Source organism: Nocardiopsis sp. SBT366, from assembly GCF_001083815.1.
In the GTDB taxonomy this organism is placed as follows: Bacteria; Actinomycetota; Actinomycetes; order Streptosporangiales; family Streptosporangiaceae; genus Nocardiopsis; species Nocardiopsis prasina.
On sequence record NZ_LAVM01000027.1, the window covers coordinates 31,816 to 48,453 of the forward strand.

Below are 16,638 nucleotides of genomic sequence, written 5' to 3' on the forward strand. Positions count from 1 at the left end.
CAGTCTCCTACTCGTTGCTGATCGTCGTTGTGAGCGGTCCGGGCTGGGGGACCATCGGCGTGGTCCAGTCGATGACGACCTTTCCGCACCCGCCCGAGGCGGCGACCTCGAAGGCCTCCTCGTGCTGTTCGTAGCCGAACCGGTGGGTGATGATCGGACTGATGTCGAGGCCGTTCTCGAGCAGCACGGACATCGCGTACCAGGTGTCGAACATCTCCCGCCCGTAGATCCCCTTGACCGTGAGCATCCGGGTCACCACGGTCGCGAGGTCGACGGAGACGTCTTCGGCCGGCAGTCCGAGGACGGCGATACGGCCGCCGGGGCTCATGCTGGAGATCGCCGAGGCGAGGGCCCTGGGCTGGCCCGACATCTCGAACGCGACGTCGAACCCCTCCTTCATGTTGTTCGCCGCCATGACGTCGGCCAGGTCCTCCCGTGAGACGTCCACGGCGATCGTCGCGCCCATGTCCCGGGCCAACCCGAGTCTGTACGGGCTCAGGTCGGTCACGACGACGCTGCGCGCACCCGCGTGGCGCGCGGTCGCCGCGGCCATGATCCCGATCGGTCCCGCCCCGGTGACCAGGACGTCCTCGTTCATGACGGGGAACGACAGCGCCGTGTGCACGGCGTTGCCGAAGGGGTCGAAGATGGCGGCGACGTCGAGGTCGATCGGGATGCGGTGCACCCAGACGTTCGACTCAGGGAGGGCGACGTAGTCGGCGAACGCTCCGTTCGTGTGCACCCCCAGACCGATCGTGCGGATGCACAGGTGACGGCGCCCGGCCCGGCAGTTACGGCACTTGCCGCACACCAGGTGGCCCTCGCCGCTCACCAGGTCGCCGATCTTCACGTCGCTGACATCACCGCCGACGTCGACGACCTCACCGACGAACTCGTGTCCGAGGACGAGCGGCGGCTCGATCACGGACCGGGCCCAGTGATCCCAGGCTCTGATGTGGAGGTCGGTACCGCAGATTCCGGTACGCAGGACCTTGATGAGCACCTCGCCGCGACCGATCTCGGGGTTCTTGACGTCGGCCAGGATCAGCCCGGGCTCGCCGCGGAGTTTCGAAAGAGCCTTCATTCCCCCGATCATCACGTACTGGATATCATTAAGTCCATCACGAAGACCTGTAGAGAACCTTCCAGCTTTCCTTCAAAGGAGATCGTGTGATCGACCCGCGCCGCCTGCGCGTTCTCCAGGCAGTCGCGCTCCACGGCACCGTCACCGCCGCGGCCCGGTCGCTCTACCTGTCACCGTCGGCGGTGTCGCAACAGTTGTCGGCGCTGGAGCGCGAGGTCGGGCTCGACCTCTTCGAACGCCACGGACGCAACATCCGGCTGACCTCCTCGGGGACGGTCCTCGCCGGATACGCCGTGCAGGTGTCCGCGATCCTCGAGCAGGCGGAGGCCGATCTGGCCGCGTCGGCGCTCGGAGAGGTCGGCACCGTGAGCATCGCCGCGTTCCCGTCCGCGATCATCGAGGTCGTGGCTCCCGCTCTCCGCGCGCTTCGGGCCTCCGCCCCGCACCTGCGCGCGCACGTCACCGACGCGGAGGGCGCCGCCGCGCAACGGCTCCTGGCCGAGGGCCACGTGGACGTCTCGGTGTCGGTGGACTACCCGGAGGCCACGGTCTCGACCGCCCAGGAGTTCAGTCACGCACGTCTGTACTCGGAGCCGTTGGACGCGCTCGTGCCCTCGGACAGCGAACTCGCCGCCAGCACCCACCTGTCGCTGTCGCGTCTGGCCGGTGAAGCGTGGGTCACCCCGCTCCCGGGCAACCCGATCCACGACCTCACGCTCCTGGCGTGTCAGCAGGCGGGCTTCCAGCCACGCGTCGAGTCGGTCTCCAACGACTTCCGTGCGGTCAGCGCGCTCGTCGGCGCGGGCCTCGGCATCGCCCTCGCACCACGGTCGGCGATCGCCGCCATCGACCTGCCGCGCGTGAGCGTCGTGCCGCTGAGGGGACGACCGCCGAGAAGGCACGTGTTCGTCTCCGTTCGCCGCGGCACCGAAGGCCATCCCCTCGTGCACGCGGTGCTCAGCGAGCTGCACGAACACGCCCGGGCCCTCGAACCACGAAGGAGGCGCTCGGCGGCGCGGCCCCTCGACCACGAGGACGGAGGGGCCGCCTGACCGGTCGGCCCACGTGGGCGGGCGCCACTCCGGGCGGCTTGGGGCGGCTCGGGGTGAGTTGTCCACAGGCGGCGGCCCTCGGCCTTGACCGGCCCTGAGCCGCCTGCCAGAGTCAGCCGCATGTGTTCCGGGGCACACCCCCGCCCCCGGAGCGCGCTGAGTGGACCTTGCGACGATGGAAGGACCCGCCTCCATGGCCCCTGCCGCACCACGGCCCCAGCCCCCGACCGACACCGCAGCGCACGCGGCGGTCTCGGTCCTGGCCGCCGCCGGGATCAGACGGTGCTACACCGTCCCCGGTGAGAGCTTCCTCGAACTGGCCGACGCCATCGACCAGCACCCGGAGATGGCCCTGGTCTCCACCCGGCACGAGGGCGGCGCCGCCTTCATGGCCGAGGCAGAGGCCAAGCTCACCGGTGTCCCCGCCGTGGCCGCCGCCACCCGGGGCCCCGGCGCGGCCAACCTCGCGGTGGGCGTGCACACCGCCATGCAGGACTCCACCCCGATGATCGTGTTCCTCGGACAGGCGGAGACCGAGCGCCTGGGCCGCGAGGCCTTCCAGGAGGTGGACCTCACCGCCTTCTACGCACCCATCACCAAGTGGTCCACCACCGTGCACCGGGCGGACCGGCTGGCGGAGGTGACCGCGCGGGCGATCCGGATCGCCACCACCGGGAGGCCGGGGCCCGTGGCCATCGCGGTGCCCGGAGACCTGTTCGGGCAGCGGGTCGGCGCCCCGCCCGTACCGCGCGCCCCGCTGATCCCCCGGCCGCCGTTGGGCGAGGAGGACCGCGATCAGCTGGCCGCGTGGCTGGCCCGTGCGGTGCGCCCGGTGATCGTCGCGGGCGGCGGTGCGCGGGCGGCGCGCGAGGACCTCGTGCGCGTGGCCGAGCGCTACAGCGCCGGGGTGTACGCCGCCTGGCGACGCCAGGACGTCTTCCCCAACGACCACCCCCTCTACCTGGGCCACCTGGGGCTGGGCGCGCCGAGCGCGGTTCTGGGCGCCCTGGCCGACGCCGACGCCGTCCTGGTGGTCGGCTGCCGGATGAGCGAGACGACCACCCAGGGGTACCGGCTGCCCGAGTCGGACGGCCGCACCAGAGTGGCGCAGATCGACATCGACCCCGCGCAGGTGGGGGCAACCAAGGACGTGTGGCTCGGGGCTGTGGCCGACTCCGGCGAGGCGCTGCGCGCGCTGGCCGGGGCGCCGGTGACGGTGGCCTACCGGGACTGGAGCGCGGCCCGTCGGCTGTGGGTCGAGAGCGCCACCGTCCCGCCCGAGGCGGAGCGGCACCGGGGTCCCCGTATGCACCCGTGGTCGGTGATCGCGGGCATGCGAGAGGTCCTGCCCGAGGACGCCCTGATCACCAACGACGCGGGCAACTTCGCGTCCTTCCTGCACCGGGGCTGGTGGTACCGGCATGCGGACACGCAGTTGGCGCCGACCAGCGGCGCCATGGGATACGCGGTGCCCGCCGCCGTGGCCGCCAAGCTCGCCGCTCCGGAGCGGACCGTGGTGGCGGTGGCTGGTGACGGCGGCGCGCTGATGACCGGGCAGGAGCTGGAGACGGCGGTGCGCCACGGGGCGGCGATCACGGTGGTGGTGTTCCAGAACGGGCTCTACGGCACGATCGCCATGCACCAGGCCCGCGAGCTGGGCAGGATCGCGGGGACGCAGATCAGCGGACCGCTGGACCTGGCCGGGTACGCCAGGGCGCTGGGGGCCAGGGGCGCCACCGTGCACACCCGCGAGGAGTTGGAGAAGGCCCTGAGCGAGGCGGTGGGCGCGGACCTGCCCACCCTGGTGGACGTGCGCACCGATCCGGAGGTGATCAGCCCGACCGCCACCATGGCGGACCTGCTCGGCGAGGCCTGAGGGTTGGGCGGGGCGGCCCGATCGGTTCGCCCCGCCCGGCGGTCGGGTCCGTGCGCGCACCGGCTCTCTCCGCCCCAGCCGACCAAGTCGAGTCCAGGCGCCGGGGATCACCGCACGCAGCTCCGGACTCAGCTTCACCGCCTGCCACCCGCCACCCAGCCCTCGCGGCTCAGACCTGAGGGCCCGTCACTGGTGTTCGGGGCTCTGCTCGACGCCCGGAATCCGGGGTTCGCGCCCAAGGCCCGCCACCCAGGGCCCTCTGCTCGGGGTCCACCCCTCAGGTCTCGGGGCTCAGAGTTCGCTCCGCTCCACCTGGGGTTCGTCGCCAGGGATGCTCCCGGGGCACGGAGCTCGAACCATGGGCTCCCCACGCCACGCCTGGGGCCGGGTGGGACGGCCAACTTGGGTAAGGGCACCGTCCCGGCGACACCGCCGGGGCGGACCTCCGACAGAAATCCCTTCCCGCTCGAAAGAACAGAGGAACCGTCGAACGGCCCGCGCGCCGGATCACTCCGTGTAGGCGGCGGCCGCCTCGCGCAGGGCTCTGACCACGGCCCTGATGGCCGGGCGCCGGGAGGCGTCGGTGCGCCAGAACACGTAGACCTGGCGGACCATCGCGGGCTGCACGGGGACCACCGTCACACCCTCGGGCAGGGGTCCCCGGCCCAGTCGCGGCATCACGGCGGCGCCGATCCCGGCCGCGATGAGGGCCAGCTTGGTCTGGTGCTCCTCCACCGAGTGGATGATGTGGGGTTCGGCCCCTCGGCCCCGGATGATGTCGTGCAGCCAGTCGTCGCAGATGGACCCCTTGGTCCAGCTGATCCACGGCAGGTCCAGGATCTCGTCCAGCTCCAGGATCTCCCGGTGGGCCAGCGGGTGGTCCGAGGGCAACGCGATGTCGCCGACGTCCTCCATGAGAGAGGCACGGGTCATCCCCTGGGGCAGTTGGAGGGGTGCTCCCATCCAGTCCACGACCAGGGCGAGGTCGGCGTCGGCGCGCGCCATAGCCGGGACGCTCTCCTGGGGCTCGTCCTCGTGGAGTTCGACCCGTAGTCCGGGGTGGGCCTCGCGCAGGGCGGGCAGGGCGGCGGGCAGCAGTCCCCGCACCGCCGTGGGGGTGGCGGACAGGCGCAGATGCCCGGTGACCTCGCCCCGGTGGGCCTCCAGGTCCGCCTCGGCGCGGTGGACCAGGGACAGGATGCGGGAGGTGTGCTCCACCAGGAGTTCGGCGGCGTCCGTGAGGCGCACCCCCCGCCCGTTGCGCTCGACCAGTGGTTGGCCGACCTCGCGTTCGAGTTTGGTCAACTGCTGGGAGACGGCGGAGTTGGTGACGTGGAGGGCCTGGGAGGCCGCGCTGAGGGACCCGTGGGCGGCGATGGCGTGCAGGACCCGGAGCCGGTCGACACTGAGCATGTAAGCAACGCTAAGGCACGAGTTTAGAAATACGAAGTAGACCTAAGGGATCGTGCACAGATAGAAACATCCCATGTCCACTCTTCCCGGCACCGTCGCCTCCTCCCCGCCGGTCGTCGCACCGCGCGGAGCCCCGTTCCTGAGCTGGCGCGCCAAGTTCGTGCTGCTCGCGCTCATCTGGGGCATGAGCTTCGTCCTGATCCGGATCGGCGCGGAGGTCCTCGCGCCGCTCCAGCTCGCCCTCGGGCGCATGGGGACCGGTGCCCTGGCCCTGCTCGCCGTCCTCGTCCTGAGCCGGGGGCGCCTGCCGTCCTCACCACGGCTCTGGGGCCACATGTTCGTGGCCGCCCTGCTGCTGAACACCATCCCGTTCACCCTGTTCGGCTACGCCGGGAAGCTCATCCCGTCCGCCCTGATGGGGATCGTCAACGCCTCCACCCCGCTGTTCGCCGTGGTGTTCGCCATGCTGATCCTGAGCGACGAACGACCCGACCGCACCCGCCTCCTCGGCCTGGGCATCGGCTTCCTGGGGGTCCTCACCGTCTTCGGCGTCTGGAACTCGCTCGGCCAGGTGAACGTCTCCGACGACGACGCGCTGCTCGGCATGCTCCTGGTGGTGGGAGCCACCGTCTGCTACGGGATCGGGACCCCCTACCTGCGCCGGTTCGTGGCGGGAAGCCCGCACACCGCGCTGGAGCTGAGCTCCCTCCAGATGCTGCTCGGCACCCTGCCCCTGCTGGTGCTGACCCCGCTGCTCACCGAGGCCCCCACCGAGCTGACCTGGCGGGTCGCCCTCGCCGTGACCGCTCTGGGCGTGTTCGGCACCGGGTTCGCCTACATCCTCAACTACGCCATCGTCCGGGCCGCGGGCGCCACCGTGGCCACCACCGTCACCTACGTCGTCCCGGTGGTCGCCGTCACCGCCGGTGTCGTCCTGCTCGGCGAGACCCTGACCTGGAACCAGCCGGTGGGGGCGCTCGTGATCATCCTGGGAGCGGCGCTGTGCCAGCGCGTCCTGCACGTCCGCCGCCCGGCCCCGGTGGGGCAGGACGGCGGAGGAGGCCGGGAGGGGAGTGGCGCGCGCTAGTCCTCGCGGAGCAGCTCCACGGCGGCGCGCAGGTCGTCGGGGTAGGGGCTGGAGAACTCCACCGGGCGGTGCTCGGTGGGGTGGTCGAAGCCCAGTCGCACCGCGTGCAGCCACTGGCGCCTGACCCCCAGCCGCTCGGCGAGGGTCGGGTCGGCGCCGTAGAGGTAGTCGCCCACACAGGGGTGGCGCAGCGCGGACATGTGCACCCGGATCTGGTGGGTGCGGCCCGTCTCCAGCTTGATCTCCAACAGGCTGGCGGCCCGGAAGGCCTCCTGGGTGTCATAGTGCGTCACCGAGGGGCGGCCTCCAGCGACCACGGCCCAACGGCCGTCACCGGCCGGGTGACGGTCGATCGGGGCGTCGACGGTGCCGCGCAGCGGGTCAGGGTGGCCCTGGACCAGCGTGTGGTACCGCTTGTCCACGGTGCGCTCCTTGAACGCCCGCTTGAGCACGCTGTAGGCGGTCTCGCTCTTGGCCACGACCATCAGGCCGGTGGTGTTGGCGTCCAGCCGGTGCACGATGCCCTGGCGCTCGGCCGCGCCGCTGGTGGCCAGCTGCACGCCCGAGGCCAACAGGCCCTCCAGCACGCTCGGGCCGGTCCAGCCGACCGTGGGGTGCGCGACCACGCCGACCGGCTTGTCCACCACGATGATGTCGGTGTCCTCATGCACGATCCGCATACCGGGGACCGCCTCGGCCCGGGGTACCGGGGCGGTGGGCGGCGGCGGGAGGGTGACCTCCAGCCAGGCACCGGCACTCACCCGGTCGGACTTGCCCGCCTCGGAGCCGTCGAGGAGGACCCCGCCGTCACCGATGATCTCGGCCGCGCGGGTGCGGGACAGCCCGAACATCCGCGCGATGGCGGAGTCGAGCCGGTCCCCCTCCAGTCCGTCAGGGACGGGCAGGCTTCTCATGTCGCTCATGCGCCCTTCCCTTCGTCGTTGTCGTCGCGGTCCTTCTGGGTGCCCTCGTCCGGCTCGGCGGCCTCGTCCTCGGCCCTCGTGCCGTCCAGGTTGAGCCCCTTGAACGTGAGCGCCACCACCAGGCAGGCCCCGACCACCACGCAGGAGTCGGCCAGGTTGAACACCGGGAAGCTCCCGACGCTGATGAAGTCGACGACCGCGCCCGTTCCGGGTGTCTCGCCACGGAAGTAGCGGTCGACGAGGTTCCCGGCGGCGCCGCCCATCATCAGTCCGAGGGTCGCGCCCCACCACAGGCTGCGCACGCGCCAGCCAATCCACGCGATCGCGAGGACCACGATGGTGGCGATGGCGGTGAACACCCAGGTGTAGCCGGTGCCGAGCGAGAACGCGGCACCGGTGTTGTAGACCAGGGTGAACTGGACGAAGCTGCCGAGGACGTCGAGGCGCTCGCCCTGGGAGAAGGTGGCGAGCACCCACTCCTTGGTGACGAAGTCAGCGACGATCGCGGTCAGCGCGACCAACAACAGGAGTACGTACCTGCGCGGCCGGGCGACGGTGTTGTCGGTCGTGGTCATGTTGCTGTCCCCGGAGGGCTCTACCTCAGTCAGCGACGCTCCTCGCGCTGTTTGCAGTTGACGCACAGGGTGGCGCGTGGAAAGGCCTGTAGACGTGCCTTCCCGATCGCCTGGCCGCATGACTCACAGACCCCGTAGGTCCCCGCGTCCATCCGTTCGATCGCCCGCTCGCTCTTGGCGAGCAGGTCACGAGTATTGTAGGCCAACGCCAGATCGTGTTCGCGCTGGAAGGTCTTGGCTCCGGCGTCCGCGGGGTCGTCGCCCGCACCCTCGACCGGATCGGTGAGCCGCTCGGCGAGCGCCTCCTCGCCCTCCCTGAGTTCCGCCCGCTGGGCCGCGATCTCGCCCTCCAGCTGCTTCCGGACCTGAGCGAGCTCCTCCGACGTCCAGGGCTCCTCGCCCGGTCGCACCGGCAGCGCCGCCGCCTCGGTGGCCTTCATCGCACTCCCCCTCCGCGTACCCACGGCCCCGCACCCCTCCTGAACTGGGGGGTCTCCCCTTCGGAACGGCCGTGAGTGGTGCCGTGAGCCTAGGCAATCCACCGGTCCAAGGCAACGATCCCGGCGGTGCGGTGCGGATGGAGGCGGGAGCCCACTCCCCAGGTGTCACTCCGCCACGGCGTAGCCGCCGTAGTCCTCGGCGAGCAGCCGCAGGTGGGGTTCGTCGAACACCGCCGAGCCGCCGTGCGGTCCGGTCAGCACCTCGATCACCCAGTCGACGTCCTCGGCGTCGTCCTCCCCCGCGAGCATGTCCCGGTACACCCTGCACGGTTCGTAACCCTGCTCCTGGAGCTGCTCGGCGAGCTCCTCCGCGTCCTCGCGGTCGGCCAGGGTCACCAGCACCGCGCCCCGTGTCCGCTCCGCCATGGCCGCACCCCCAACTAAAGCGCGGCGCGCCTGGCCGCACTGCGTTATCCTGAAGTCGTGTCGATGGGGACGAGTAACGCTGGCCCCGACCGGACGGACACAGCCTAGAGGGGGCTGGACCGCCCAAGCGACCCGGGGACGGTGCGAGCCCGGGGGCAACGACCAGCGCGAAGATCACCCCGGAGCCGTCGGAAGAAAAGGTCGCGCGCACCGCGCGCACCCCAGTAGAACCGGCACGAACCCAACGAAGTGGGACCCGCCACCGATCCGCCCAGCGGACCCGGACGCGGCTCCAAGGAGGGTGGTACCGCGGGGCCCGGCCTCGTCCCTCCGTCAGGAACACCCCTGATGGAGAAAGGTACGACGGTGACCGACGACCCCCGGCCCGAATCCCGCGCGCTGCCCCAGCTGCCCGCCCAGATCGACCTGCCCGCGACGGAGCGCGAGATCCTCGGCCGCTGGTCGAAGGAGAACGTCTTCCAGCGCTCCCTCGAACAGACGCGCGGCAACGAGAACTGGGTGTTCTACGAGGGCCCGCCCACCGCGAACGGCCAGCCCGGCGTGCACCACGTCGAGGCCCGCGCCTTCAAGGACGTCTTCCCGCGGTTCCGCACCATGCGCGGCTACCACGTCGACCGCAAGGCCGGCTGGGACTGCCACGGCCTGCCCGTCGAGGTCGCCGTGGAGAAGGAACTCGGACTCAGCGGCAAGAAGGACATCGAGGCCTTCGGCATCGCCGAGTTCAACGAGCGCTGCCGCGAGTCGGTCCTGCGCAACGTGGACGCGTTCACCGCCATGACCGAGCGCATGGGCTACTGGGTGAACATGGACGACGCCTACCGCACCATGGACCCGCAGTACGTGGAGTCGGTCTGGTGGGCGCTCAAGCAGATCTGGGACAAGGGCCTGCTGGTCCGCGACTACCGGATCAGCCCCTACTGCCCCCGCTGCGGCACCACGCTCTCCGACCACGAGCTGGCCCAGGGCTACGAAACCGTCACCGACCCGTCGGTGTACGTGCGCTTCCCCATCACCTCGGGGCCGCTGGCCGCTCCCGAGCACCCCACCTCACTGCTGGTGTGGACGACCACCCCGTGGACCCTGGTGTCCAACACCGCCGTGGCCGTGCACCCGGACGTCCGGTACGTGGTGGCCACCAACGGCGACGAGCGGCTCGTGGTCGCCGAACCGCTGTTCGGGAAGGTCCTCGGTGAGGGCTGGGAGCTCACCGGCGAGAGCTACGAGGGCGACGAGATGGAGCGGTGGACCTACCAGCGCCCCTTCGACCTCGTGCCCTTCGACGAGCCCGCGCACTACGTGGTGCTCGCCGACTACGTCACCGTCGAGGACGGCACGGGTCTGGTCCACCAGTCCCCCGCCTTCGGCGCCGACGACATGCTGGTCTGCCGCTCCTACGGCCTGCCCGTGGTCAACCCGGTCCGCCCGGACGGCACCTTCGAGGCCGAACTCCCCCTGGTGGGCGGGGTGTTCTTCAAGGAGGCCGACAAGACGCTGGTCCGCGACCTCAAGGATCGCGGCCTGCTCTTCCGCCACCTGAACTACGAGCACTCCTACCCGCACTGCTGGCGCTGCCACACCGCGCTGCTCTACTACGCGGTCCCGTCCTGGTACATCCGCACCACCGCCGTCAAGGACGAACTCCTCGCACAGAACGACGTCACCAACTGGGTGCCGGAGAACGTCAAGGAGGGCCGCTTCGGCGAGTGGCTGCGCGGCAACGTCGACTGGGCGCTGTCCCGCAACCGCTACTGGGGCACCCCGCTGCCGATCTGGGAGTTCCCCGACGGCCGCCGGATCTGCGTGGGCTCCCTGGAGGAGCTGAGCGAGCTCAGCGGCCAGGACCTGTCCAACCTGGACCCGCACCGCCCGTTCGTCGACGACATCGTCATCCCCGACCCCGACGCCGACCCGTCCCTGCCCGAGGACCAGCGGGTGGCCCGCCGCGTGCCCGAGGTCATCGACGCCTGGTTCGACTCCGGTTCCATGCCGTTCGCCCAGTGGGGCGCACCGCACCAGAACAAGGAGACGTTCGAGGAGAATTTCCCCGCGCAGTACATCTCCGAGGCCATCGACCAGACCCGCGGCTGGTTCTACTCGCTGCTCGCGGTGAGCACCCTGGTGTTCGGCCGCAACTCGTTCGAGAACGTGGTCGTGCTCGGCCACATCCTCGCCGAGGACGGCCGCAAGATGAGCAAGCACCTGGGCAACGTCATGCAGCCCATCCCGGTGATGGACCGCCACGGCGCCGACGCCCTGCGCTGGTTCATGCTGGCCAGCGGCTCACCGTGGACCGCCCGGCGGGTCGGCCACGCCGCCCTGGAGGAGATCGTCCGCAAGGTGCTGCTGACGTACTACAGCACCACGTCGTTCCTCACCCTGTACGCCAACGCCGGGAACGGCTGGGACCACTCGAAGCTGGCCGACGCGCCCGCCCCGCAGGACCGCCCGGTGCTCGACCGCTGGCTGCTCTCGGAGCTGAACGAGGTCGTGCGGGACGTCACCAAGGCGATGGAGGAGTTCGACACGACAGGGGCCGGGCGCCGCCTGACCGCGTTCGTGGACGACGTCTCCAACTGGTACGTGCGCCGTTCCCGCCGCCGGTTCTGGGGCGGAGCCGACACCCCTGAGGGCGCGGCCGCCTTCGCGACGCTGTTCGAGGCACTGGAGACCGTCACGCTGCTGATGGCGCCGATCGTCCCGTTCCTGACCGAGCACGTGTGGTCGGCGCTGCGCCGCCCGGAAGCCGCCGACTCGGTGCACCTGGCGTCGTGGCCCCGGGTGAACGAGGAGCTGATCGACACCGAGCTGTCGAAGAACATGGCGCTCACCCGCCGTCTGGTGGAGCTGGGCCGGTCCGCGCGGGTCGACTCGGCCATGCGCACCCGTCAGCCGCTGGCCCGCGCCCTGGTGGGCGCCCCGGGCTTCGCCGACCTGCCGGACCAGTTGCGCGGCCAGGTGGCCGAGGAGCTCAACGTGACCGGTCTGGACGCACTGTCCTCGGTCGGCGGTGACCTCGTTGACTACGTGGTCAAGCCGAACTTCCGTGCTCTGGGCAAGCGGTTCGCCAAGCGCACGCCGCTGGTGGCCAAGGCCATCCAGGCTGCCGACCCGGCCGCCCTGGTCGCGCAGGTCCGTGACACCGGTTGGGCGCAGGTGCGGGTCGAGGACGAGCCGGTCGAGGTCAGCGCCGACGAGGTACTGGTGACCGAACAGCCCCGCGAGGGCTGGGCGGTGGCCTCCGAGGCCGGTGAGACCGTGGCCCTGGACCTGGAGCTGACTCCGGAGCTGCGGCGTGCCGGTCTGGCCCGCGAGATGGTCCGGATGCTCCAGGAGGCCCGTAAGAACAGCGGTCTGGACGTGTCGGACCGGATCCACGTGTGGTGGACCACCGGCGACGACGCGATCCGTGAGGCGCTGACCGAGCACGGTCGGACCATCGCCGGTGAGGTGCTCGCCGACGCCTTCGTGGCCGGTGTGGCCGAGGACGCTCCGCACTCGGCGGAGTCGGATGAGTTCGACGTGGTCTTCGCCTTCCGCCGCGCCTGACGTCAATCCCCGCGACGTCGAAGGGCCCCGCTCGAAATAGTGAGCGGGGCCCTTTCGTGTTCCGGGGTCAGGCGGAGAGGGAGGAGTCCGGTTCCCTGGTGCGTCCGGAGTCCTCCACCCGGTCCTGCGGTTCCTCGGGGCCTTCGGGTGTGTCGGTCTCCTGGGCCGAGGCGTCCTCGGGCTCCTCGTGGACGGGTTCGTCCTCGTCCTCGCGGGCGCTCTCCGGAGCCGCGTGCGCCTCCAGGGCCTCCTGGGAGCTCTCGGCCTCCACGATCTGGGGTTCCTGCTCAGGCTCGACCTGCTCGGACCCGGCCCGCTCGGTCTCGGCCTCCACAGTCCGGGTGTCCTGCTCGGCCTCGGACTCCACAATCTGGGGATCCTGCTCAGGCTCGACCTGCTCGGAAACCTGGCGGAGCTCGGTTTCCTCGGGGTCGTCGTCACGTGTGTCGAGGAGGGCCGCATAGGCCAGGGACGCTTCCACGTCCTCGGAGTGGTCCGGGGCCTCGGACGATTCCAGGTCCTCGGGGCCGTGTTCCCCGGGCGCCCGATCCTCCTGGACGGGCTGCTGCGCGTGCGCCTCGTCATCGCTCTCGGGGAGCGACGCGGCATCCGCGGTGGTCTCTTCGGCGGGGGACTCCTCGACGGAGGTCTGCTCTTGCGCCCTCTCGGGTTCGATGGCGGACGTTTCCGGTTCCCTCACCGGTTCGGTCTGCGCCACGGCGGCCACGGGCTCCCACGCGTCCTCGACCTCGATCGGGTCCGGCGCGGCCTCGTGGGGTGCCTCCCTCTCGGGGGTCTCCTCGACCCGCGGGGGTTCGTCCGATCCGTCGGGTTCTGGGACGGTCTCGGTCTTCTCGGAGTGCTCTTCCGGCTTCGGCCCGGCTTCCGGCTCGACGACCGGTTCGGGCCAACTCCCCATGGTGGGGGTCTGCCAGCGGGGAACCTCGAACTCCGCTTCCTCTTCGTTCTCCTCGGCGGCCGCGACGCGCGACTCACCGAGCGCGTGCCCCGTGGACACGGGGGGCTTCGTAACGGCGGATTCCCGCACCGGCTGCTCAGCCGGTGCGGGTACGCGCCCGGAGTACTCCGGTTCCCACTGTGTGCCCGGTACCGCGCCGACCGCCGAAGCGGCGGCCACCACGGGGACGGACGACTTCCCCAAACCGTCCGTCCGCGCCGTGTCCGAACTGCTCCCGCCGAACCGTCCCTGGATGAGCGCGCCCAACAGAAGAAGGACGCTCAACCCGCCGAGTCCCAGGGCGAAGTACACCAGGGTGGGCTCGGCGAGCACCAGGGCGGCCGCGATGACGACAAGGGCCGCCAGTACCGCCACGGTGGCGAGGAGGCTAAGGATCACGGGTCGACCAGGGCCTTTACACGTGTGGAGCCGGAGTTTTCAGTTGTTCGGAGCCGCATCCGCTGACAGGTCAGCGACGCTCGTGCGGGGCCTCACCCGGGTGGAAACCACCGTGCTGGGCGGGCTCGGGCTGACCGAACGGGTTACCGCCGGGGCCGGGGCCGTGCTGCTGGAGCGCGGGGGTCCCACCGGACTGGGGGGCCATCGTCTGGAACCCACCCGTGGTGTTCGGGTTGGGCTCGATGGACTTGCCCTCCTCGTTGAGCTCGCGCAGCTGACGCTCGAAGTAGTCCTTCAGGCGGCTGCGGTACTCGCGCTCGAAGTCCTTGAGCACGTTGACCTTGTGCTCGAGCTCCTCGCGCTGCTGGACCAGGCTGCCCATGACCTGACGGTGGCGCTCCTGGGCGTCACGGTCGAGGTTCTCGGAGCGGGCCCGGGCCTCGCCGATGATCTGGTCGGCCTGACGGCGCGCCTTGCCGAGGATGTCCTCGGACTCGTGGCGGGCACGGCCCAGGGTCTCGTCCGCCTCACGGCGGGCGTCGGAGATCGCCTGGTCGGCGGTCTGCTGCGCGAGGGCCAGGACGCGGGCTGCCGTGTCCATGTTCTCCTCGCCGCCCATGGCCAGGTTGGCGCCGGTCATGCCCATCTGCGGCTGCGGCGCGGGCGCCTGGGGCTGCGGCTCGACGGGCTGCTGCGCCTGGACGGGCTCCGGGCGCATCTGCTCCATCTGCTGCTGCGGGGCCTCGGGAGCCTGCTCCTGCTGCTGGAAGTCCTGCATACCGGCGTTGGGGACCTTGCCCCTCAGGCACTCGGCCAGCTTGCCGCGCAGTTCCTCGTTCTCCTGGATGAGGCGGTCCAGCTCGGACTCGACCTCGTCGAGAAAGGCGTCGACCTCTTCTTCGTCGTACCCCGGCCGGAGCCGGGTGGTACTGAACTGCTTGTTCCGCACATCAGCGGGTGTCAGCGGCATGTTCGTCTCCTTGGCGCGCTTGGAGTCTGTCCGTAGGGACGCTACCTGATCGTGACCTTACGGCAATCCAGATCATGACCAAGACCACATATCGGAATCCAGGGCGGCCATTTCCGCCCTCCAACCCCTACGACAGGTTGACCATCAGGCCCCTCAGAACGCTCTGAAGGATGATCACGGCGAAGAAGAGAATCAGCACACTCAGGTCGAGTGCGACGCTTCCCAGCCGGACCGGCTTGATGAACCTGCGTAGGAACCTCAGTGGCGGGTCGGTGATCGTGTAGACGATCTCGGCGAGCACGAGCACGAACCCGGTCGGCCGCCAAGTCCTGGAGAAGGACATCACCATCTCCAACACCACCCGCGCTATCAGCACGAAGACAAACAGCTGAAGCAGAAGCAGCAGCACGTACAGGACCATACTCACGGTCGTTCCCCGACCCAATCTCTGGACAAATGTGATGATCTAGCTCTGATTGAAGAACCCTCGCTCGGCGATCCGCGCCTTGTCTTCGGCGGTCACCTCGACGTTGGCCGGGGACAGCAGGAACACCTTGTTCGTCACGCGTTCGATACTGCCATGGAGACCGAAGATCAGACCAGCCGCGAAGTCGACCAGACGCTTGGCGTCACTGTCGACCATCTCGGTCAGGTTCATGATCACCGGTGTACCTTCCCGGAAGTGCTCTCCGATCGTACGCGCCTCGTTGTAGGTGCGTGGATGGAGCGTGGTGATCCGAGCGAGGTCGGCTGTTGAGGCTGTCGTGGTCGTTCCACCGCGCCGTTCACCCGTTCCCAGGTAGTCGCCGGTGTCCGTCACAGCGTCGCCTCGTGTTTCCTCGCCTCGCGGAGTGGCGGCGTCGCGGTCACGCTGCTCCTCCACGCCCTCGTCGAAATCGTCGAACTCATCATATTCGTCCGCATAGCGGTGATCGTAACGGTCGTCCTCCACGAGGCCGAGGTAGACCGCCATCTTGCGCATCGCGCCGGCCATCTCATGTCCTCCGTCGTCCCCGCGGCGTTCTCACCGCAGCCGACTCCTCCGTCGTTTCCAGCCCCTGCGCCCCGCCTCAGCGGGGTGTTCGTCCATTCGGGCGAACGCCACAGACGGGCCCCAAGGTCTATGTGGGGACATTACCCCACGATCGGTCCCCGAGCGCCAAGCAACGCCGTGCCGAGCCGCAGGTGTGTCGCGCCTCTTCCGATCGCGGCCTCCAGGTCCCCGCTCATCCCGGCGGAGATCACCGTCGCCTGAGGGTAGCGATCCCGAATCCGCCCCGCCACCTCGTTGAGGACGGCGAAGGCCGCGTCGGGGTCACCGCCGAGCGGTGCCACCGCCATCACTCCCCCGAGGGTGAGCGCCTCGTGCCCGTCGATGCTCTCCGCGAGGGCGGGCGCGTCGGCGGGATCGACTCCGCCGCGCGGGCCGAGGACCCCGGCCCGCGAGTCGGAGTCCAGGTTGATCTGGACCAGACAGGTCAGTCTCCGTTCGGCCGCCGCGGCCCGGTCCCCCAGCGCGCGGGCCAGCTTCGCCCGGTCCACGGAGTGCACGACGTCGGCGTAGGACGCCACGGAGCGAGCCTTGTTGCTCTGGAGTTGTCCGACGAAGTGCCAGGTCAGGTCGAGATCAACGGTCTCCGCCGCTTTGGGAGCGGCCTCCTGGTCGCGGTTCTCACCGACGTCCGTGACACCGAGCGAGGCGAGAATACGCACATCACTGGCCGGATAGGTCTTGGTCACGCCGATCAGCGACACCTCCGAGGGATCGCGGTCGGCCCGGTGGCAGGCCGCCTCGATCCTGGCCCGCGCGGCCGTGAGGTTGGCGCGGATCTGCTCGGTGCGCTCGGGGTCGGTCTGTGACACGGTCG

15 protein-coding genes are annotated in these 16,638 nt (G+C 70.3%); 4 read left to right on the forward strand and 11 right to left on the reverse strand.

Annotated elements, in window-relative coordinates:
- Positions 1 to 7: 7 nt before the first annotated feature.
- Positions 8 to 1,084 (reverse strand): L-threonine 3-dehydrogenase, encoded by a 1,077-nt coding sequence (gene tdh / locus ADX84_RS10660; RefSeq protein WP_049571450.1) that lies wholly within the window; start codon positions 1,082 to 1,084, stop codon positions 8 to 10.
- Between the two features lie 86 nt (positions 1,085 to 1,170).
- Between tdh and ADX84_RS10665 the strand changes: the two genes are divergently transcribed.
- Together ADX84_RS10665 and ADX84_RS10670 are read left to right on the forward strand one after the other, a co-directional pair.
- Positions 1,171 to 2,136 (forward strand): LysR family transcriptional regulator, encoded by a 966-nt coding sequence (locus tag ADX84_RS10665; RefSeq protein WP_049571454.1) that lies wholly within the window; start codon positions 1,171 to 1,173, stop codon positions 2,134 to 2,136.
- 193 nt (positions 2,137 to 2,329) lie between these two features.
- Positions 2,330 to 4,012 carry a thiamine pyrophosphate-dependent enzyme gene (locus ADX84_RS10670; RefSeq protein WP_049571457.1) on the forward strand — a complete coding sequence of 561 codons (1,683 nt, stop codon included), beginning with the start codon at positions 2,330 to 2,332 and terminating at the stop codon, positions 4,010 to 4,012.
- 507 nt (positions 4,013 to 4,519) lie between these two features.
- Here the strand turns inward: ADX84_RS10670 and ADX84_RS10675 are convergent.
- Positions 4,520 to 5,425 (reverse strand): LysR family transcriptional regulator, encoded by a 906-nt coding sequence (locus ADX84_RS10675; RefSeq protein ID WP_049571460.1) that lies wholly within the window; start codon positions 5,423 to 5,425, stop codon positions 4,520 to 4,522.
- Positions 5,426 to 5,498: 73 nt separating this feature from the next.
- Here ADX84_RS10675 and ADX84_RS10680 point away from each other — a divergent pair, with 73 nt between their 5' ends.
- Positions 5,499 to 6,512, forward strand: coding sequence for a DMT family transporter (locus ADX84_RS10680; RefSeq protein WP_234003918.1), 1,014 nt, complete (start codon positions 5,499 to 5,501; stop codon positions 6,510 to 6,512).
- Here ADX84_RS10680 and ADX84_RS10685 read toward each other — a convergent pair.
- The 4 genes from ADX84_RS10685 to ADX84_RS10700 all read right to left on the reverse strand — a co-directional run bounded on the left by ADX84_RS10685 (position 6,509) and on the right by ADX84_RS10700 (position 8,876).
- On the reverse strand, positions 6,509 to 7,435 hold the full coding sequence (locus ADX84_RS10685) for an RluA family pseudouridine synthase (RefSeq protein WP_049571464.1): 927 nt from the start codon (positions 7,433 to 7,435) through the stop codon (positions 6,509 to 6,511). The genes ADX84_RS10680 and ADX84_RS10685 overlap by 4 nt on opposite strands.
- Positions 7,432 to 8,010, reverse strand: coding sequence for a signal peptidase II (gene lspA / locus ADX84_RS10690; protein ID WP_049571469.1), 579 nt, complete (start codon positions 8,008 to 8,010; stop codon positions 7,432 to 7,434). Before lspA ends, ADX84_RS10685 begins: the two co-directional genes overlap by 4 nt.
- Before the next feature lie 29 nt (positions 8,011 to 8,039).
- Complete coding sequence (locus ADX84_RS10695; RefSeq protein ID WP_049571471.1) at positions 8,040 to 8,450, reverse strand: TraR/DksA C4-type zinc finger protein; 411 nt, start codon at positions 8,448 to 8,450, stop codon at positions 8,040 to 8,042.
- A 165-nt stretch (positions 8,451 to 8,615) separates the two neighbouring features.
- Entirely contained in the window at positions 8,616 to 8,876 is a 261-nt protein-coding gene (locus tag ADX84_RS10700; RefSeq protein WP_049571474.1) for a hypothetical protein, read from the reverse strand.
- 366 nt (positions 8,877 to 9,242) lie between these two features.
- Between ADX84_RS10700 and ileS the strand changes: the two genes are divergently transcribed.
- Entirely contained in the window at positions 9,243 to 12,443 is a 3,201-nt protein-coding gene (ileS, locus tag ADX84_RS10705) for an isoleucine--tRNA ligase (protein ID WP_199776552.1), read from the forward strand.
- Between the two features lie 67 nt (positions 12,444 to 12,510).
- Here the strand turns inward: ileS and ADX84_RS10710 are convergent, their stop codons facing one another.
- From ADX84_RS10710 to ADX84_RS10730, 5 genes are all read right to left on the reverse strand, one after another.
- Positions 12,511 to 13,800, reverse strand: coding sequence for a hypothetical protein (locus tag ADX84_RS10710; RefSeq protein WP_049571478.1), 1,290 nt, complete (start codon positions 13,798 to 13,800; stop codon positions 12,511 to 12,513).
- A 70-nt stretch (positions 13,801 to 13,870) separates the two neighbouring features.
- Positions 13,871 to 14,770 (reverse strand): DivIVA domain-containing protein, encoded by a 900-nt coding sequence (locus tag ADX84_RS10715; protein ID WP_049571480.1) that lies wholly within the window; start codon positions 14,768 to 14,770, stop codon positions 13,871 to 13,873.
- Positions 14,771 to 14,897: 127 nt separating this feature from the next.
- Positions 14,898 to 15,197: a YggT family protein gene (locus ADX84_RS10720; protein WP_049571482.1), complete on the reverse strand. Its 300-nt coding sequence runs from the start codon at positions 15,195 to 15,197 to the stop codon at positions 14,898 to 14,900.
- A gap of 39 nt (positions 15,198 to 15,236) precedes the next feature.
- Positions 15,237 to 15,764 (reverse strand): cell division protein SepF, encoded by a 528-nt coding sequence (locus tag ADX84_RS10725; RefSeq protein ID WP_049571486.1) that lies wholly within the window; start codon positions 15,762 to 15,764, stop codon positions 15,237 to 15,239.
- Between the two features lie 140 nt (positions 15,765 to 15,904).
- Entirely contained in the window at positions 15,905 to 16,633 is a 729-nt protein-coding gene (locus ADX84_RS10730) for a YggS family pyridoxal phosphate-dependent enzyme (RefSeq protein WP_049571489.1), read from the reverse strand.
- Positions 16,634 to 16,638 lie beyond the last annotated feature (5 nt).